This is a genomic window from Methanoculleus sp., assembly GCF_020696975.1.
Lineage (GTDB): Archaea > Halobacteriota > Methanomicrobia > Methanomicrobiales > Methanoculleaceae > Methanoculleus.
The window spans coordinates 22,060-39,130 of the sequence record NZ_JAJGBK010000018.1 but is presented as its reverse complement, the minus strand read 5'-3'; the positions used below and the strand labels follow the sequence as shown (position 1 = coordinate 39,130).

Below are 17,071 nucleotides of genomic sequence, written 5' to 3'. Positions count from 1 at the left end.
GTTAGGTGCGAGGTGCGAGCGTAACGAGCTTGAGCACCGTTAGGTGCGAGGTGCGAGCGTAACGAGCTTGAGCACCGTTAGGTGCGAGGTGCGACGTTCAGAGAACCATCAGGTTCCCAAAACCCTACGGCCTGCTCACCGCAAGAAGCCGCCGGGCAAGGTCGAGGAGTTCTTCCCGGCCGTCAAGCGCCGAGAGCCATGATCCGGGGATTGCCTCGCACGAGAAGCGCGCCCCGGCGAGCCCGCCGACGATCGCGCCGACGGTATCGGCGTCGCCCCCGAGGTTGACCGCCGTGATGACGGCTTCACGGAACGACGGGGCATCCAGAAAGATGCTGACGGCGCAGTGGGTAGCGATGACGGCGTCAAGCGAGGGCTCGAGGGGATAGGCCCGGTAGTCCCCAAGCAGGCCGCGAAGTTCCGGGTCGCGGCAGGCCGCGAGGGCCTGCCCGAAGGCCGCATCCACTTCTTCTCCCCGGCAGATCCCGCTGACCATCCGGTTGACCAACGCCGAGGCCTCGCCGGCGGCGGGGTCAAAGTGCGTGACGCGGGATGCGGCGAGGCTCGCCTCCCGGACCTCCCCGGGCGGGTAGAAGATCCCGATCGGGACCCCGCGCATCACGCTCCCGTTGCTCCTGCTCCCTCCCCGTGTCTCATGCACCATCCTTGCGGCAACACCGGGTTCGGTGCCCCCCTCGATCAGGTCGAAGACCGCCCGGGACGTCGGCCCGAAGAACTCCGGATGGGCCCGGTATACCGGAATCAGGCGCCGGGCGAAGTCATCCGGATCGAACCCCCTGCACCGGATGAGGGTCTGCGCCAGGGCTGAGGCCTGCAGGGTATCGTCGGTGTACTGCCCCGGAAGGGTGTTGTGGATTCCGCCCCCCTCCATCTCCGTTACGGCGATCGGACGCGGCGGAAGGCCTTCCAGGGGCGCGCCCAGAGCATCGCCGATTGCAAGCCCGATGAACGCCCCGACTGCCCGCAACTTGTGCATATAAAAAGATCACCAACAAATTATATTTACCCGCGGACAGTAGTATTCTTCGAGGAAAGGTGAATATTGTGCAAAAAGAAGAGCTGCTCCACTTACACATGCTGTTAGTCCACATTAAGAAGTATTATGAAAGCACCACCGGGGAGGAGGTCCCGACCGACCAGTACAACGCTCTCCACATCTCACCCGTCCATATCCATAAGAATAAGGTAACGCATAAAAAGGCCATCCTGACGCTCGGGTCCGAGATCGTCCAGCACATCAGGGCCAACCATAATCCCTACATCGAATACCACGCCGATTTTCAGTCTGAACGGATTGCAACCGAACACTAAACGATGAACGATACCGATATCCTCCGGGAGACCATCTCCCGCATCCTTTCTGCCGGACCCGGGCCTGTCGACGTCCAGAAGGTTAAACTCGACGTCTGCCGGGAGTACAGCATCAATATGCCCAGGAACTCCGCGATTCTAGCCGCCGCCACGCCGGAGGAGCGTGAACGGCTCCGGCCGCTCCTCCTCGTCAAACCCACCCGGACCCTCTCGGGGGTGGCGCCCGTCGCGGTGATGACCTCCCCGCACCCCTGCCCTCACGGGAAGTGTCTCCCCTGCCCCGGCGGGCCGGAGCACCCCTTCGCGTCCCCCCAGAGTTACACGGGAGAGGAACCGGCGGCACTCCGGGCCCGGGAACACGCATTTGACCCCTACGAGCAGGTGCAGGCCCGGCTCGGGCAGTTCGAGGCGCTCGGGCACCACGTCGACAAGGCGGAACTGATCGTGATGGGCGGGACGATGACCGCCCGGCCGGTCGAGTACCAGAAATGGTTCGTCGGGGCCGCCGTGCAGGCGATGAACGATTACCCGCGGCCCGGGATTCCCCCTGCAAAGCCCGACCTTGATGCGGTCTTTGCCGCGAACGAGTCCTCAAGGGTCAGGTGCGTCGCGACAACCTTCGAGACGAGGCCAGACTGGTGCCGAAAGGAGCATATCGACCGGATGCTCTCGATGGGCGTGACCAAGGTGGAACTCGGGGTCCAGCACCTGGACGACCGGATCCTCGATTACAACCGCCGCGGCCACGCGGTCGCGGACTCGGTCGAGGCGAACTGCCTTCTGCGGGACGCCGGGCTGAAGGTGGGGTTCCACATGATGCCGAACCTCCCCGGCGCGAGCATGGCCGACGACCGACGGATGTTTGAGGAACTCTTCGCCGACCCGCGGTTCCGGCCGGACTTCTTGAAGATCTACCCGACCCTGGTGACCCCGGGAACCGAGATCGAGGCCCTCTGGGAGGAGGGGGACTACCGGCCCTACACCGAGGAGGAACTGGTCGACCTCGTTGCCTACGCAAAATCCCTCCTCCCGGAGTACGTCCGCCTCCAGCGGATCCAGCGGGACATCCCGGCAAAACTGATCGTCGCGGGCTCACGGCACAGCAACTTCCGGCAACTTGCAGAGGCGCGGCTCCGCGAGCAGGGGCGTCGCTGCCGGTGCATCCGGTGCCGCGAGGTGGGCCGATCGCCCGCGCCGGATGAGGTCGCGATATCGATCCTGCCCTACCGGGCCTGCGACGGGGAAGAACGGTTCATCCAGGCCGGTTCAGAAGACGCACTCGTCGGGTTCGCCCGGCTCCGGTTCCCGCACCGGCCTTTCCGCGACGAGCTTGCCGACGCGGCGCTCCTGCGCGAGCTCCATGTCTACGGGAGCGTGGTCCCCCTGCACACCCCCGCGACGGCCGAAGAGTGGCAGCACCGCAGTTTCGGTAGCGTTCTCCTCTCCGCGGCCGAGGAGGAGGCTCGCGGCCACGGGTACGGGCACCTTGCCGTGATGAGCGGTGTGGGGGTCCGGCCCTACTACAGGAAACAGGGATATGAACGAGTGGGCCCATATATGATCAAGACGTTCTCATGAGGCCCGCCACGCTCGAGTTTGTCAAGCAGAGGTTTGCCGGCTACTACCAGAGGCAGAACCTCGCCCCTCCGTCCTCCCTTGAGCAGCGCGAATGGGGGTTCGCCTACTTCGATGCCACGGCAGAGGTCCGGATGCGGCGGCATATGGCGTTTGTGGACCGCGAGGAACTCAACGCGTATGTCAGGAGCCTGGTGCCCGCCCACGTCTACTACTCGACGGCCTACTACCAGACGCCGTCGGCGGCGACGATGAGCGATAAGCACTGGGCCGGTGCCGACCTGATCTTCGACCTCGATGCCGACCAGATCGTCCGCGGCCCCTACGCGATGATGCTTGCCCGGGTCAAGGAGGAGACCGAGAAACTGCTCGGGATGCTGACCGATGAACTCGGGTTTTCCCGAAACCACATCAGGCTTGCCTTCTCCGGAGGGCGCGGCTACCACATCCACGTCACCGACATCGCCGTCCGGGGATGGGGGAGCCCGGAGCGGCGCGAGGTTGTCGACTACGTCTGCGGCATCGGGCTTGACCCGGGCGTGATGCTCGCCCCGGGCAGGGGCGCCCGGACCGGGTGGCGTCAGCGGTACGTTGAGGCCCTCCGGACCCACCTCCTCTGGCTCGCGGGGCTTGAACCGGCGGATGCGACGGCGTATATTGCCGGGCTTGAAGGTATCAGCAAACGGACGGCCTCGGACTTCACCGCAGGTCTTGCCACCCATATCGAGAAGACCCCAAGCGACCTCCTCCGGAACCGGGTCGTCCGGGCAATCTCCGCCGCACCCGACTTCGAGGGCAGGATCCGGGATGCGGGAGCGCGGGCGGACGAGCCGGTCACGACGGATATCAAGCGGCTGATCCGGGCGCCGGGTTCGCTCCACGGCGGGAGCGGTATGCGGGTGGTGCCGCTCGAGATCCGGGATCTCGCGAACTTCGACCCGCTTGTGGACGCAGTGGTCTTCGGTGAGCGGGAGGTCCGGGTCGACGTGAAGGCAAACTTCACCACATCCCTGCTCGGAAACACCTACACGTTGAAGGCGGGGCCTGCAAACGTCCCCGAAGCGCTCGCGGTCTTCCTCTGCTGCCGGAATATGGCGGAGATCGCCGGGGGTGTGACGTAAGCAATGGCTGCCGATCCTCTTGAGAGACTGCGGCAGATGCTGCTTGACATGCACCACTCGGGAAGGCTCTCCGATATCGAGCCCGGCCTCTACGAGGACGCCCGGGCGCACGTCGAGAAACTCAAGGCCGACTACTACAGCCTGCAGAACCCTCTCGAGAGCCGGGCAGGAAGCCTGCTCATCGAGGAGATAGGGAGCGTCACCGAGACCGTCCAGGAGATCTTCTCCATCCGGACCCGGCAGATCCTCGACCTTGCGTTCCAGCAGATCGAGGGACAGTACTTCGATAAGGACGAGGCCCGCAAGATGCTCCCGGCGGAGCGGGTGATGTACGGGCAGGTCATCGACGCCATCGAGGCCTGCCGGGAAGCGCTCATCCACGGCGGGGAAATCCCACTCACCGGCAGGGGTGCTGCCGCGATCGAGAGGGCGGATGAGGTCGAGGATATCACGGCGATCGACGGTCCCGGGGAGCCTGCGGCCGCTCCTCCCCGCCCGGTCTCTTCACCCTACGCCCTCGTGCATATCCGCTCCGACATGGAGTCGTTCATGGGTCTGGACGGCAGGGTCTACGTGTTGAGGCAGGGGGATATCGTCACCCTGCCGGAAAACAATGCAGACGTGCTCTGTGAGCACGACATAGCCTTAAATATTAGGCTTAACAAGTAATATAGGTACTCGAATCTATTGAATAGAGGCTACTATCATGAAAATGCCATCAAAGTTCAAGACGTACTGCCCGTTTTGCAGGAATCACCAGACTCATGAAGTCGTGAAGGTGAAGAAGGGCAGGGTGCGCCACTTCAACTGGATCGACCGCCAGAAGGGACGCAGGAGCACGGTGGGCAACATGGGCAAATTCAGCAAGGTGCCCGGCGGCGACAAGCCGACGAAGAAGATCAACGTCAAGTACCGGTGCACGGTCTGCGGAAAGGCGCACCTCCGGCCGGGATTCCGGATCGGCAAATTCGAACTAACGGAGTGAGATTAGAATGGTCCGGCTGAACAGAGAGAACAGGAGCACATTCCTCCGGGTAAAGTGCCCCGACTGTGAGAACGAACAGATAGTCTTTGAGAGAGCAAGCACCGTCGTGGAGTGCAGCGTCTGCGGACGTATCCTTGCAGAACCCCACGGTGGAAAGGCTGATATAAAGGCTGAGATACTGGCAGTACTTGAGTGATTATTGTATGCACGAGAGAGAGTGGCCCGAAGAAGGAGAACTCGTTGTCTGCACGGTCGTGGACGTCAAGGACTTTGCGGCGTTCGTGACCCTGGATGAGTACAACGGGCGAAGAGGGCTTATACCGATATCCGAGATAGCGCGAGGCTGGATTAAGTACATCCGGGACTATATACGAGAAGGACAGAAGGTCGTCTGCAAAGTCCTGGGTGTTGACCCCGACCGCGGCCACATTGATCTCTCGTTAAAAGACGTCAACGAACACCAGCGGCGCGAGAAGGTTCACGAGTGGAAGAGCGAGCAGAAGGCCGCGAAGTGGATCGGGTTCGCTTCCGAGGCGACGGGAGTGGACCGGAAGGTCATCGAGGAGGCCATATACCGTGAATACGGCCAGCTGTACCCGGCCTTCGAGGATATCGTCACCACCGGCGGCGAGGCAGCTGAAAAGTTGAAACTCGACGAACCGGTCACGAAATCGCTCATCAGCATCGCGCACGAGAACGTGAAGGTCTCGCGGGTGACCATCACGGGGCACCTCATCCTGACATCGCCCCGGCCCGATGGCGTCAACGTGATCCGCCGGGCGCTCCGGAGCGCACAACCGAAGGTCGAAGACGTGGATATCGACCTGATCTACGTCGGAGCCCCGAAATACCGGATAAAAGTGACCGCACCCGACTATAAGGCGGCGGAAAGAGCAATCGAGAAGGCAGCCAGCGCCGCCGTCGGCGTGGTTGAGCGGGCAGGCGGGTCCGGCAAGTTTGTCCGGAAGCAGAAGGCCGGATAAGACGGCATGAGCAATCGTATTCGCCGTTGTCCGGACGGGAGATACACGCTCTCTCCGGTATGCCCGGCCTGCGGCCGGCCATCGCGCCCGGCCCATCCGGCACGCTTTTCACCGGAGGATAGGTACTGTAACTACAGGAGAGCGGCACGCAGATGGAACACGTCAGAGTAAACTTTCTCCGGGAAGAAAAGATCGACGCTCCGGTCCTTGTCGAGGGTCTGCCCGGCATCGGGCATGTCGGGAAACTCGTTGCCGACCACCTGATCGACGAGCTCGGGGCCGAGAAGATAGCGGAGATCTACTCGCTCCATTTCCCGCCGCAGGTGATCGTCGATGAGCAGGGGATCACCCACCTGGTCAATAACGAGATCTACCGTTGCGAGAAGGACGGGAAGGCGATCCTTTTTCTTGTGGGCGACTTCCAGAGCAACTCGGCCGAAGGTCACTATATCCTGACCGAACGTTACCTGGATATCGCTGAAGACCTCGGGGTCCAGCGGATCTACGCGCTCGGCGGCTACGGCGTCGGCCACCTGGTCGAGAGCCCGAGAGTGATCTGCTCAGTCAACATGGAGCATCTCCGGCCGGAGGTGGAGGCGGCCGGAGGGTCGTTTGAGAACGCCGAGACCGGCGGGGCGATTGTGGGAGCATCGGGACTCCTGCTCGGCCTCGGCGAGATGCGGGGCATCGAGGGGATCTGCCTGATGGGCGAGACGAGCGGTTACATCGTCGACCCAAAAAGCGCCGACGGCCTCCTCGCGGTTCTCTCACGCCTGATCGGGATCGATGTCGATCCGACCAGCCTGCAGCAGCGTGCCGAGGCTATGGAGCAGATCATAGCAAAGATCCAGGAGACCGAAGAGGCCCGGGGTCGCGAAGAATTAAGTTACATCGGATAACGCCTTTTTTTGCGATAGATAGTCCCGGGAATCCGGTACACGCCCGGTCGATGCGAACAAAGCAATGCTCCGGTGCGCCTTCTCCACCCGGAGGATCCGGGTTCCGGATACAGCACGCCTATGCCGAGAAACCTCCTTTTCGGCAATCTGCAACAACCCTCGTTAGATCGTCAAGGTCATAGCAGGAGACTCGATCGTCCTCCATCGGGCGGCGAGAGAATGTTCGTGCCACGATACAGAAATGCTCCTTGCGCCTGCCGTTCTGCCATGAGACATGGGGCGCTTTCGCCCGGAGCTCCTCGAGAACCCGATGGCCGTCCACACCGTCCTGCCATTTGCACTCGCAGAAGAGAATCTCTGGTTGATCTTCACGGAGGCAGACGATATCGATCTCCTCACCCCGGTGCCACCAACTCCCCAGCCGGGTATAGACAAAGGGCAGGGCACCGTGCTGGTTAAAGAGTTCAAAGAGATCTGCGACGATTGCCTCAAAGAGCCTGCCCACATACGCCGCGAACCGCGGTTTGACATACTGATCCACGATCAGCCCGGCGTTGCCGCGCTCAAGCGATTCCAGGCAGGGGTTGGCGAATGAGAACCAGAAATTGAAGAGATTGTCAGAGAGGAAGTAGAGACCTTTCCTGCTCTTCTGCCCCTCGGTTACAGGTATACGCCGGTGTGCCAGTTGCAGGTCGATCAGAACGGAGAGGTACTTATTCACGATGCTCTTTGAAAGGCCGGTATCATTGCAGATGAGGCCGATACGGTTGTTCCCCTCCGCAATGGAATAGAGGATGGAGAAGTAGTAACGGGGTTCGGCAAGTTCCGTCCTGAGAACGAACTCGACGTCCCGGAAGAGGAAAGAGTCCTCCCGCAGCAACTTCTCTTCCACGTTGGCCATGATGTCCTTATCCGGATCGGCGGTCATGATGTATGCAGGCGTCCCCCCGAAGACGGCATAGAACTCCACAGCCTTGCGCATATCCCCCAGGTAGTCGAGGACATGGATGAACCGGAGAGGGTGCAGGAGGATCTGGCCCGTTCTCCTGCCAAAAAGTGGGCTTCTGTAGTCCATCGTCGTCGACTCCATCATGGAGATGCTCGAGCCGGAGAGGAGGAGGAAGACCTGAGTCTCCTTGAGGTGTGTGTCCCAGTAATCCTGGATGATAGACGGAAGCGAGGGATCTTCTTTGACGAGGTACGGAAACTCGTCGATGGCAAGGACAAACCGGGAGCCGGATCGCTGCACAATGTACTCGAAGAAACTGTCCCAGTCTGAAAAACCGGTTCTTTTGAGGAAGGGATCCTCGAAATAATCCCCGAGGTCCCTTGAGAATTTCCGGAGTTGAAGGGTTTTCGACTCCTCACGGGCAAGCAGGTGGATCCCGTTCCCGAACTGGAGAAACTGGTCGATGAGATCACTCTTTCCGACGCGGCGTCTCCCGTAAAGCACAACGAACTCGGCTTTACCGCTCCGGTAGCGATCGGCAAGCGCCGATAACTCCCGATGCCGGTCGAGGAACACACTCATAAGTATTATACTTGAGAGTGTACTATATCACTGTTGTGGCCGGGGCATCCGGCCACCCCCCATCGGCCGACACGTAACCTTAAGCCCCACCAGGGACGACAGATTATCGATATGGCTACCCTCTATCTCGCCAGGTGGGAGACCCGGTTCTGGGCCTGGCTGATCGACATCATCCTGATCGGGCTACCATTCTGGACGCTCTCTGATTGGCTGCCGCCGGCATGGCGGATCACGATAGACCCCGGGCTCCTCTCCATCAGCCTCTCCTCGGTCGTCCTCTTCCTCTACTGGACGCTGCTCGAGGGTTACCGGGGCCAGTCCATCGGCAAGATGGCGCTCAAGATCCGGGTTACCGGCCGGGCCGGTGAGGACATAGGGTTTGGTGCCGCGGCAGTCGAGAGTTTCGGGAAGGCGTTCATCCTCGTCCCCGACTGCCTGATAGGCTGGCTCGCCATGCCGGGCTCAAAACAGAGGCTCTTTAACCGGATCTCGGGCACCGTCGTGATAGAGACCCACGAGAGCGAAGAGCCGGAAGGCGTCACCTACGTGAAGCACCGGGAGTGAAGGCTTCAGTCCCGTACCACCGGGAGCCCGGCCGCCTCCCAGGCGCTCATCCCGCCCCCGATCTCATAGACCTCGCGGAATCCCGCCTCCCGCATCATCTCCCGGACGCCGGCGCTCCGCCCGCCCCGCTGGCAGCATATGACATATCTCCCGTCCGGGTCAAGGCTTCCCATGTGCTCTGAAAACTGTGCCGAATTGATATTGATTGCGCCGGGAATATGCCCGCGGGCGAACTCGTCCGGCCTTCTCACGTCGATGACGACAAACTTCGGGTCCTGCCCCGCCTCCTCGACCAGGCCGGACGCCTCGGCAGGGGTTATGGTCCGGATGATCCGGTCATCGGAAGCCGGGCCGCCGAGACATCCGCCGATCAGCACAACCGCGATGATGCTCCCGACGGCGAGCAGGAGGACAAACGAAAAGTGAGGGTCAACCATGAACCTCATGTCATGACACGAGGATAAAGGGGTTTTGGTCTTTTGCGTCACTCCATCTCCGGCATCCTCGCCGGCTCATGCAGCATCGTCAAACTTCAGCGGAACCTCATTGGCGGCCATCACCGCACGGAAGGTATCCGGCGTATCCAGGGCCACAACCTCCCCGCCATCAACCACGGCAACCCGGGTGCAGACTGCCTCCGCTTCAGCCACATCGTGAGTCGTAAAGACGATCGTTACCCTCCGTTCGCGGTTCAGCCGCCGGAGGAGACCCCATATCTCCTCGCGGTCGGACTCGTCCAGCCCCTTCGTCGGTTCGGCAAGGAAGAGGACCCCCGGATGTGCAAGAAAAGCCCGTGCGATCTCAAGACGCCGTACCATGACGGGGGAGTATGTCTCAACCGCGGCGTCCAGGCTCCCCGAGAGCCCGACAAACTCCATGACTTCGAGGACCCTCCTTCTCCGGAGGTCGTCACCCAGACCGTGCAAACGGGCGTGGAAGTCCAGGTTCTCCCTGCCGGTCAGGGCCGGGTCGAGGACCGATTCCCCGAGGACGATGCCCATGCTCCGCCGCATGTCCCCGAGGTTCCCGAGGATCGCGAGCGATGAGCGCTCGGCAAACCCCGAGAGAGGGAAGAGCATCGTCGTGAGGATGGCAACCAGTGTCTGCCGTCCCTGACCGCCGGTGCAGAGGAGACCGACGATCTCCCCGCTCCTCACGTCGAACGGGATCGGGCCTCGCGCCTGAAGCCGGTCCAGGCGCCGGAGCAGATCCTCAACAGTAAAGGCCACCATGCGCCCCCGCGCAACTGCAACCAGTCGGATAGAATGAAATCGTTCTCAATCACCCACTACTATGGTACATACAACAGGTTCCGGCGAATAAAGCCGATATTTGTCATACAGTGATCGATATACGCCCTGAGGGACAACGCGGTTCTCGGCCTCCCCCGTTATCTCATCCGGGGGAAGATTCGCTGAATTAGTTTATCCCAACTATCCATTTATAAATATTTCTATTCTCTACAGCCAATAAAAGGCTGAATTTAAGAGATTAATATATTTATATTTGTTTATTTTCAATTAATGGCCCTCTCAGCGGCCCGCGACCGGCATGATCGGCAGAGGTTACCATTGCCGTCCCGGTGGGAGCGGCTCAAGATATTTAAGACATAGACTCATCCGGTGTACTGCCCATGGATATCGAGTCACTGACGATCGCGATTCTGCCGGTTCTCCTCAGCCCGGAGCAGATCCTGATCGCTCTCGCCGTCATCATACCGACCCTGGTCATCTTCAACCTCCTCCTCGTGAGCGAAGCGGTCTTTGAATCGATCGGACTCCGGTTCTACCAGGCGGTGCTGGTGACGGCAGGTGTCCTCCCCGGCAGCCTGATCGATATCCCGCTGGTATCTCTTGGCGGCGCCACCATCGCGGTCAACGTGGGCGGCGCCGTCATCCCTCTCTTCGTGACGGCAGGGATGCTCCTGAGCAGCCGGATCTCTCGTCCAAAAGCCCTCATCGCCGTCGTCATCGTGTCGCTCGTCGCCTACACGTTCGCAACGCCCGTCCCGGGGCTCGGGATCACCATGCCGTTTTACATCGCGCCTCTCACCGGGGCGGTCGCAGGACTGCTCCTCGCCCGCGGCTGCCGTGCAGCCCCCGGGCTTGCCTACGCAGGGGGAACCATAGGAACGCTGCTCGGCGCCGATCTCCTCAACCTCGCGAACCCGGAGGTGCTCGCGGCGCTTGCCGGGGACCGCGATACCGTCCTCTCCATCGGGGGAGCGGGGATATTCGATGGCATCTTCATCACCGGCGTCCTCGCGGTCCTGCTTGCCGCATACGCGGGAAGAAGCCTGCGGGAGAAGGGAGGAGTCTGCCCGCAGGAGAAAGCGGAATGACTATCAAAAGAGGAAAAGGAAGCCCCCACCGGGCGGGGGCTCGGAGAAGACGCTCAAATGCGGCCCGGTCACCTATCGGAACAGGTCTTATTGAGGCCCGTCCCGTTGATATCGCAGGAGGGGCAGGGGCCGCCCGAGCCGTTCACCACCCGGTAAGCGTCCGCGAGGACCGCGGAGTTCGCGAGCATCCCCGCGATCAGGATCACCTCGAGGATCTCGGCCCGGGTTGCACCCTTCGCCATCGCCGACTGCATATGATACTCCACGCAGTGGCTGCACTTGAGCGCGGCGCCCACCGCGAGGCTGATGAGCTCGATCGTCTTCGGATCAAGCTGGCTGGTCTCGACAACAGAACCCTTGTAAAGAAGGTGTGATATGAGGATCTCCGGCCGTTCCGCCATCCGCTCAAAAATCAGGGGAACCCTGCCGTATTCCGCCTCGATCTCACGGAGGAGTTCCTCCGCGATCGCGTCCGATCCCCGCTCAGCAACCCGTGCAAGTATCTTCTCAAAGTCCATCGCTACACCAAGATCCTGGTTTCCGAGAAGGGTTTAATCCGGATCAATATGTAATTGCGCATTCGTGACGGCGTAACGTCGGCGATATCCCCGACAGTCACTCCGTCGGCGACCTCAAGCGACCGGATCGCGGGGGCATACGGATCGTAGGGAAGTTTCACCCGGAGGCCCTCCATCTGGGCGGTCACCGGCGTCGGGTGCGTCAGCATGCTGACCTCGTGGATCCGCTCCTCGATGATCGCCATCAGCCGGGGCGGGAAGACCGAGAGCGGGTCGCGTGCAAGGGCGTCGCGCCGGGCGTCCAGGGTCCGGGAGACCTCGTCCACCAGTTCATCAAGTTTCGCGAGTTCCTCGGGGCGCTTGAACCGGTGCATGATCCTCCCGATCCCGCCGACGTAGCCCTCGACGGGAGGGTCGATGATCCGCATCAGGGCCTCGCGGTCCGGGGAGGCGGTCACGATGATCGGCACCTGGATCCCCCGCCGGAGCACCGGGAACTTCTGCTGGATGCACTCCTCGAACGTGCCGAGGGCGTAGACGGCGAGATCGTGCTCGTTGATGATATCCCGCTCCTCGTCGTTTAAGTTTGCAATCCGCTTGCCGAATCCCCGGGAGAGCCCGACCATGTTGGTCTTCGCCCCGGACCGCCTGAGATACTCGGCGATATCGCAGGCGGTGTGGGGAAGGTGATGGATCTCCAGGCTCGGGCTGACCACGGCGATCTCGGTCCCAACGAGGGGCGCCTCGGTCACCTGGCCGGCAAGCGGCTTTGCGATCTCCCGTATCAGGTCGATGTCGTCGCGCGGCACGAACGACTGGAGCACGACATCCTGGGCCATGACGTGCTTCTGCACAATGTAGCCCCCGAGGTCGTCGATCAGGTCCATGATCTCGTCGTGCCGGTAGACGCCTCCTTTGTAGGTCACCGGGACCAGCGTCGTCACAGGCTCACCCCCATCCTCTCGAATATCGGCGCAACAACCCGCTCCACGATGTCGGCCGGGAGGGTATCCTCACTTGCCACGTAGTAAAACTTCCCGTCCTTGATATACTGGCGGCGGACCTTGAACCCCTCGGGAGCGATGTACTGGAGCGCGTAGATGACGTCCTTATAGAGCGTCTCGCTCGGGTCGGCCACCACCAGGCCTTCGAGTTCCTCATCCCCGACCACCCCTTTCGGGAGGACGACGGTGAACCGGTCGGGCTGGTCGACGTTCTCCTTTCCGAAGCGGGCCCAGAGTTTCTGGAGTAGCGGTGCAAGATAGGTCTCGTCGGCGATATCGAGGACGGTCTCCTTCTCGCCGGGGTTGACGTTCGCAAAATCGCTGACGCGGATCGCACGCGGCATATGGCGGAGGAGCCCGGCGGCCACAAAGATCGGCACCTTCGGGTCGACGCAGATATGCAGCCGATCGATCACCTTGATGAGATCGAGGTCCTGGAGGACATCGCCCGCTATCCGCTCATACGCCTCTCTCCCGACCGCATCGGGAGACTCGACCACGAAGTAGTTCAACGGAGGCATCTACTCTCCTTTGATGAAGCCGGACGCGAGCAGGGCAGACCCGACAGCGCCGATGTACTGCGAGTGGCGCGGGACGACGATCTCGGTCTGCAGGAGCTGGCCCATCGCGTAGACCAGCCCCTCGATCAGCGATGTGCCGCCGACCATGATCACCGGCTCCTTGATATCGATCTCCTGCAACTGCTGCTCAAAGACCTGCTCGGCAACACTGTGGCAGGCCGCAGCCGCCACATCCTCAGGCGAGGAGCCGGCGGCGAGCGCGTTCACCAGGCTCTGCGTCCCAAAGACGATGCAGTAACTGTTCATCGGGACGTTCTTTCCCATGCCCTTCATGGCGAGGGGGCCGAGTTCGGTGATATCCACGCCGAGCCGCTTTGCGGTCATCTCCAGGAACCGGCCGCTTGCACCGGCGCAGATCCCGCCCATCGTGAAGGTCCCGGGGATCCCGTCGATGACGCTGATCGCCTTGTTGTCCATACCGCCGATGTCGATGACGGTCGAGGCGCCCCGCTGGTGGCCGGCGAGGTAGACGGCGCCCTTCGAGTTCACCGTCAGTTCTTCCTGGATGAGATCGGCCCCGAGATGCTTCCCGATCAGGAACCGGCCGTATCCCGTTGTGCCGATCGCCTGGATGTCGTCCATGGTGAGGCCCGCCATCTCGAGTGCCTGTGCGACGGCACCGTCGGCGCTCTTGAGCACCTCGGTCGTCGGGAGCCAGCCGGTGCCGACGATCTCGTTCTCCTTCATCACGACGGCCTTCGTGGTGCTCGACCCCGAGTCGACACCCATCGTGATCCCGGTCTGCTCCTCGCGGGCGAGGAGCGCTCTCCGGCGGGCGATGGTCGTCAGGGCCTCCATCCGGGTGAGAAGCGTGCCTGCGGTTGTCCGCTCGGTGAAGGAGTAACTCACCACCGGGAGTCTGGAGTGCTCGGGGATGTACCGGCGAAGTTCGTTCCTCACAATCGCCGCCTCGGCGCACCGGAAACAGGTGCTGATGAAGACCCCGTCCGCATCCACCCTCCCCTCCACCAGGGCCATGGCCCGGGCGATCATCAGTTTTAAGTCGGCGCTCCGGACGTCGAGGCCGAACGCATCGACCGCCCGCTCGACGTCGGCGAGAGCGATATCGGGGAAGAAGACCTCCGCGCCGACCGACTCGGCGGCATCGTAGATCTCCTTCTGGACGCCGCTGTACTCCGGCCCGCAGGAGAGCTGGGCAATCCGCACCTTCCGGTTCATGCCTCACCCTCCTCCTTCGGGAGACTGTCGAGGAACTTCCTGACGGCGGCGACGAACTGTATCCCCTCCTCCTCGTTTGTCGGGTACTTCAACTCCAGGATCGGCATGCCCTTCTGACGCAGGGAGAAGAGGATCAGTTCGTCGGTGCGGGCGCAGCCCATACACCCGAACGCAAGGTCGGCGTCGGTGACGATGATCGCGGCCTCGGACTCCTCGATGAGCGGGCCGTAGATCGCCATCCGCCCCCGGACGCCGGACGGCACCTCGACGGCCGCGTACTTCAGGCCGCGCTTGGGCTCCTCGGGCGTGATCTGGAGGGGCGGGGAGTCGACCCCGGCGGTCTGTATCCGTTCCCGGATACCGAGGGCTGCACCGAGCGGCTTATGCCCGAACCGGGCCACCAGGTCGGAGAGGATGAGGCTCGTTGCAGGGTAGATAAACACCTTTGCCATTGTATTCAGGACTCCTCTGTATCAATCAGTTCTTGCAGTCGCTTAATATCGAGTTTTTGTCTTGCTTCGCGTGCAGGCGGCGCCGGCTCCGGCACCTCCGCTCCTTCCTCCCGGCGGTCGAGTTCCTCAAGGCCGCGGGTGATGTAGCGGAGGACACGGAACTCCCGCTCGTGGCCGAGATAGCCCGGCCTCGCTCCGCCGAGATTCGCCCGGCACCGTCTCGGGTCCCCGGGAGGGAACCCCCGGTCCTTGACGAAGATATGGACGGGGTCGAAGGTTCGTATCTCCTCGATCAGGCGGTCAACAGACTCCGGTTCGCCCGAGACCTGCAGCCCAAAGCAGGTTTCCTTGATCAGGACGCCCTCGGACGCCTCGTATGCCCTGAGCGCGAGCTCGCCGGGGGTCATGGACGGGGACTCGATAAAGACGTATTTGGTCACCGTGTCGACATAGTCCGGTCTGTATTCGCCCATCACTTCACCTCTTTCACGTATACCGTTGCTCCCTCGCGCATCGTACCAAGGCTCCCGGCATCAAGCACCCTCCCGATGACGTTCGTCCCCGTGAGGGGTTCGGATGTCGGGCCGAACTCGGCGTTCGGCGTCGTGCGGATCCCGACCATGCCGGCACCACGCCGGGAGTCGTTCGTCATCGCAAGGGTGTAGGCCGGCACCTCGCCTGTCGGGGTGTTCTCCGGGATGATCCCGACGCCTTTTGCGATCTTCGGCTTGAAGAGGAAGACATCCTCAAACGTGAAGACGAGCGGCATCTTCCCGACGGCGTGGTGCTTGAGCCCGGTCACCTCCCGGAAGATCGTGACCGACCTGGGCGCGGCCACCTCATCAAGCGTGATGCTGATGACGTGGGCGGAGGGCTCCGTTGCGACCCTGACCTCGCCGGCGGCAAGCACTTCGAGTGTCGTTGCCGGGGTCTGGCCGACCACCACGCGGTCGCCGTCGGTCGCGTCGGCGGTGAGGGTGATCCCACGCCGGGCAGCGACCGCCTCCGCCTCGGCAAGCGGAAGGCCGACGAGATCGAACTGCTCCGGCTTCGCCCGGATGGCAAGGAGGTCACCCTCGCCGGCAAACCGGACGAGTTCAATCCCGTGGACGACCCGCCCTACGACGGTATGCATCGGGCTTGCCGATACGCCCTGCGTGTAGATATAGACGGCGCCCGAGGATTTCCCGGCGGTCCTCACCGTGATGGTCCCTTCAAGCCGCGGGCCGGGGAGGTCTGCCGGGACCTTCGTCGGGACCAGGCGCGGATCAACGATATGGGTGCTGCTCGAACGGCCCACCCTGAATTGGCCGTTATGAACCGAGAGAAGGAAGTGCTCGACGCTCCGGGCGGTTCTGGTATCGATCGCATCGCCCTCGAAGCCCTGCACCTCCGCCTCAACGTAGGAGATGATCTGCATCCCGTCCTCGAGCGGGAACTCCGCATCGCGGGTGATGAGCGCGTGCGACCGGTCGGCACGCCTGAGCACACGCTCGACCCTGATGACCCGGTCGCCGTCGGCGATGCGGTCGAGCAGCCCTCGCCCGGTGACGACCCTGCCGATGACGCCGCCGTCCGCCGGGGCGCCGTAGTCGGCGGAATGCCGCATGCGCGCAAAAATAAGATAGGATTTCGACGGGTCGTAGCCGCCGCACCCGAGGATCAGATCGCCCCGCTCATACCGGCCCGGCTGCCGCGCCGGCCGGAGGCTTGACTCAAACGGCCCGAAAGCGGCGGCATAACGGTCCTGCCAGTGCAGGTTGAGGGTTTCGGCAAGCCCGGGGCGGAAGAGCCGGGCGGTGATCGCCGGATCCGCCATCTCGACGACCAGATCGCCGGCCGTGGTGACGAACCGGACCTCCTGCGACTCCGCCGCATCCTCTTCGAGTGCCGGGCGGATGATGGCGACGCTCTCCCGGGCGTCCCGGTCGGGGAGGAGATCGCCGAGCCGGGAACCCGCCGGGGCCTCTACAGGTTTCCCGTCCAGGTGGATCTCCATCACGCGC

General features: G+C 62.4%; 22 protein-coding genes. 11 read left to right on the top strand and 11 right to left on the bottom strand.

Annotation, left to right across the window (positions count from 1 at the left end; all coding sequences use genetic code 11):
• Positions 1-124: 124 nt before the first annotated feature.
• Positions 125-997 (bottom strand): ADP-ribosylglycohydrolase family protein, encoded by an 873-nt coding sequence (locus QZ650_RS04670; protein ID WP_292520263.1) that lies wholly within the window; start codon positions 995-997, stop codon positions 125-127.
• 68 nt (positions 998-1,065) lie between these two features.
• On the opposite strand from QZ650_RS04670, the gene QZ650_RS04665 reads away from it, so the two are divergent.
• The 9 genes from QZ650_RS04665 to QZ650_RS04625 are packed head-to-tail and all read left to right on the top strand — an operon-like array spanning position 1,066 to position 6,895.
• Positions 1,066-1,332, top strand: coding sequence for a UPF0058 family protein (locus tag QZ650_RS04665; protein WP_292520266.1), 267 nt, complete (start codon positions 1,066-1,068; stop codon positions 1,330-1,332).
• Between the two features lie 3 nt (positions 1,333-1,335).
• Positions 1,336-2,910, top strand: a complete 1,575-nt coding sequence (locus QZ650_RS04660; RefSeq protein ID WP_292520268.1) for a tRNA uridine(34) 5-carboxymethylaminomethyl modification radical SAM/GNAT enzyme Elp3 — start codon at positions 1,336-1,338, stop codon at positions 2,908-2,910.
• Positions 2,907-4,028, top strand: coding sequence for a DNA primase small subunit PriS (locus QZ650_RS04655; protein WP_292520270.1), 1,122 nt, complete (start codon positions 2,907-2,909; stop codon positions 4,026-4,028). Before QZ650_RS04660 ends, QZ650_RS04655 begins: the two co-directional genes overlap by 4 nt.
• A 3-nt stretch (positions 4,029-4,031) precedes the next feature.
• The gene (locus tag QZ650_RS04650; RefSeq protein ID WP_292520272.1) at positions 4,032-4,697 is read left to right on the top strand and encodes a hypothetical protein; all 666 of its coding nucleotides are present in this window, start codon (positions 4,032-4,034) and stop codon (positions 4,695-4,697) included.
• A gap of 37 nt (positions 4,698-4,734) precedes the next feature.
• Positions 4,735-5,013 carry a 50S ribosomal protein L44e gene (locus QZ650_RS04645; protein WP_292520273.1) on the top strand — a complete coding sequence of 93 codons (279 nt, stop codon included), beginning with the start codon at positions 4,735-4,737 and terminating at the stop codon, positions 5,011-5,013.
• Positions 5,014-5,020: 7 nt separating this feature from the next.
• On the top strand, positions 5,021-5,209 hold the full coding sequence (locus tag QZ650_RS04640; RefSeq protein ID WP_292386402.1) for a 30S ribosomal protein S27e: 189 nt from the start codon (positions 5,021-5,023) through the stop codon (positions 5,207-5,209).
• A 7-nt stretch (positions 5,210-5,216) separates the two neighbouring features.
• Positions 5,217-5,996 carry a translation initiation factor IF-2 subunit alpha gene (locus tag QZ650_RS04635; protein WP_292520341.1) on the top strand — a complete coding sequence of 260 codons (780 nt, stop codon included), beginning with the start codon at positions 5,217-5,219 and terminating at the stop codon, positions 5,994-5,996.
• A 6-nt stretch (positions 5,997-6,002) separates the two neighbouring features.
• The gene (locus QZ650_RS04630; protein ID WP_292520274.1) at positions 6,003-6,167 is read left to right on the top strand and encodes an RNA-protein complex protein Nop10; all 165 of its coding nucleotides are present in this window, start codon (positions 6,003-6,005) and stop codon (positions 6,165-6,167) included.
• Complete coding sequence (locus QZ650_RS04625) at positions 6,149-6,895, top strand: proteasome assembly chaperone family protein (protein ID WP_292520276.1); 747 nt, start codon at positions 6,149-6,151, stop codon at positions 6,893-6,895. The genes QZ650_RS04630 and QZ650_RS04625 overlap by 19 nt, the downstream gene beginning before the upstream one ends.
• A gap of 118 nt (positions 6,896-7,013) precedes the next feature.
• Here QZ650_RS04625 and QZ650_RS04620 read toward each other — a convergent pair whose 3' ends face one another.
• On the bottom strand, positions 7,014-8,426 hold the full coding sequence (locus QZ650_RS04620) for an ATP-binding protein (RefSeq protein WP_292520278.1): 1,413 nt from the start codon (positions 8,424-8,426) through the stop codon (positions 7,014-7,016).
• A 111-nt stretch (positions 8,427-8,537) separates the two neighbouring features.
• Between QZ650_RS04620 and QZ650_RS04615 the strand changes: the two genes are divergently transcribed.
• The gene (locus QZ650_RS04615; protein WP_292520280.1) at positions 8,538-8,990 is read left to right on the top strand and encodes an RDD family protein; all 453 of its coding nucleotides are present in this window, start codon (positions 8,538-8,540) and stop codon (positions 8,988-8,990) included.
• Positions 8,991-8,995: 5 nt separating this feature from the next.
• Here QZ650_RS04615 and QZ650_RS04610 read toward each other — a convergent pair whose 3' ends face one another.
• Both QZ650_RS04610 and QZ650_RS04605 read right to left on the bottom strand, forming a co-directional pair.
• Positions 8,996-9,427 carry a rhodanese-like domain-containing protein gene (locus tag QZ650_RS04610; protein ID WP_292520282.1) on the bottom strand — a complete coding sequence of 144 codons (432 nt, stop codon included), beginning with the start codon at positions 9,425-9,427 and terminating at the stop codon, positions 8,996-8,998.
• A gap of 75 nt (positions 9,428-9,502) precedes the next feature.
• Positions 9,503-10,222 (bottom strand): ATP-binding cassette domain-containing protein, encoded by a 720-nt coding sequence (locus QZ650_RS04605; RefSeq protein WP_292520284.1) that lies wholly within the window; start codon positions 10,220-10,222, stop codon positions 9,503-9,505.
• 401 nt (positions 10,223-10,623) lie between these two features.
• Here QZ650_RS04605 and QZ650_RS04600 point away from each other — a divergent pair, with 401 nt between their 5' ends.
• Complete coding sequence (locus QZ650_RS04600; protein WP_292520286.1) at positions 10,624-11,331, top strand: DUF1614 domain-containing protein; 708 nt, start codon at positions 10,624-10,626, stop codon at positions 11,329-11,331.
• A 68-nt stretch (positions 11,332-11,399) separates the two neighbouring features.
• Here QZ650_RS04600 and QZ650_RS04595 read toward each other — a convergent pair whose 3' ends face one another.
• From QZ650_RS04595 to QZ650_RS04565, 7 genes are read right to left on the bottom strand one after another with little or no spacing between them, the layout of a single operon-like run.
• The gene (locus QZ650_RS04595) at positions 11,400-11,849 is read right to left on the bottom strand and encodes a carboxymuconolactone decarboxylase family protein (protein ID WP_292520288.1); all 450 of its coding nucleotides are present in this window, start codon (positions 11,847-11,849) and stop codon (positions 11,400-11,402) included.
• Between the two features lie 2 nt (positions 11,850-11,851).
• Positions 11,852-12,793 carry a methanogenesis marker 7 protein gene (locus QZ650_RS04590; RefSeq protein ID WP_292520290.1) on the bottom strand — a complete coding sequence of 314 codons (942 nt, stop codon included), beginning with the start codon at positions 12,791-12,793 and terminating at the stop codon, positions 11,852-11,854.
• Positions 12,790-13,374, bottom strand: coding sequence for a methanogenesis marker 17 protein (locus tag QZ650_RS04585; protein ID WP_292520292.1), 585 nt, complete (start codon positions 13,372-13,374; stop codon positions 12,790-12,792). Before QZ650_RS04585 ends, QZ650_RS04590 begins: the two co-directional genes overlap by 4 nt.
• A complete protein-coding gene (locus QZ650_RS04580; RefSeq protein ID WP_292520294.1) occupies positions 13,375-14,613 on the bottom strand; it encodes a methanogenesis marker 15 protein in 1,239 nt (412 codons plus the stop codon).
• Positions 14,610-15,065: a methanogenesis marker 5 protein gene (locus tag QZ650_RS04575; protein ID WP_292520296.1), complete on the bottom strand. Its 456-nt coding sequence runs from the start codon at positions 15,063-15,065 to the stop codon at positions 14,610-14,612. Before QZ650_RS04575 ends, QZ650_RS04580 begins: the two co-directional genes overlap by 4 nt.
• A gap of 5 nt (positions 15,066-15,070) precedes the next feature.
• The gene (locus tag QZ650_RS04570; protein WP_292520298.1) at positions 15,071-15,538 is read right to left on the bottom strand and encodes a methanogenesis marker 6 protein; all 468 of its coding nucleotides are present in this window, start codon (positions 15,536-15,538) and stop codon (positions 15,071-15,073) included.
• Entirely contained in the window at positions 15,538-17,064 is a 1,527-nt protein-coding gene (locus QZ650_RS04565) for a methanogenesis marker 3 protein (RefSeq protein WP_292520300.1), read from the bottom strand. Before QZ650_RS04565 ends, QZ650_RS04570 begins: the two co-directional genes overlap by 1 nt.
• Between the last annotated feature and the right edge of the window lie 7 nt (positions 17,065-17,071).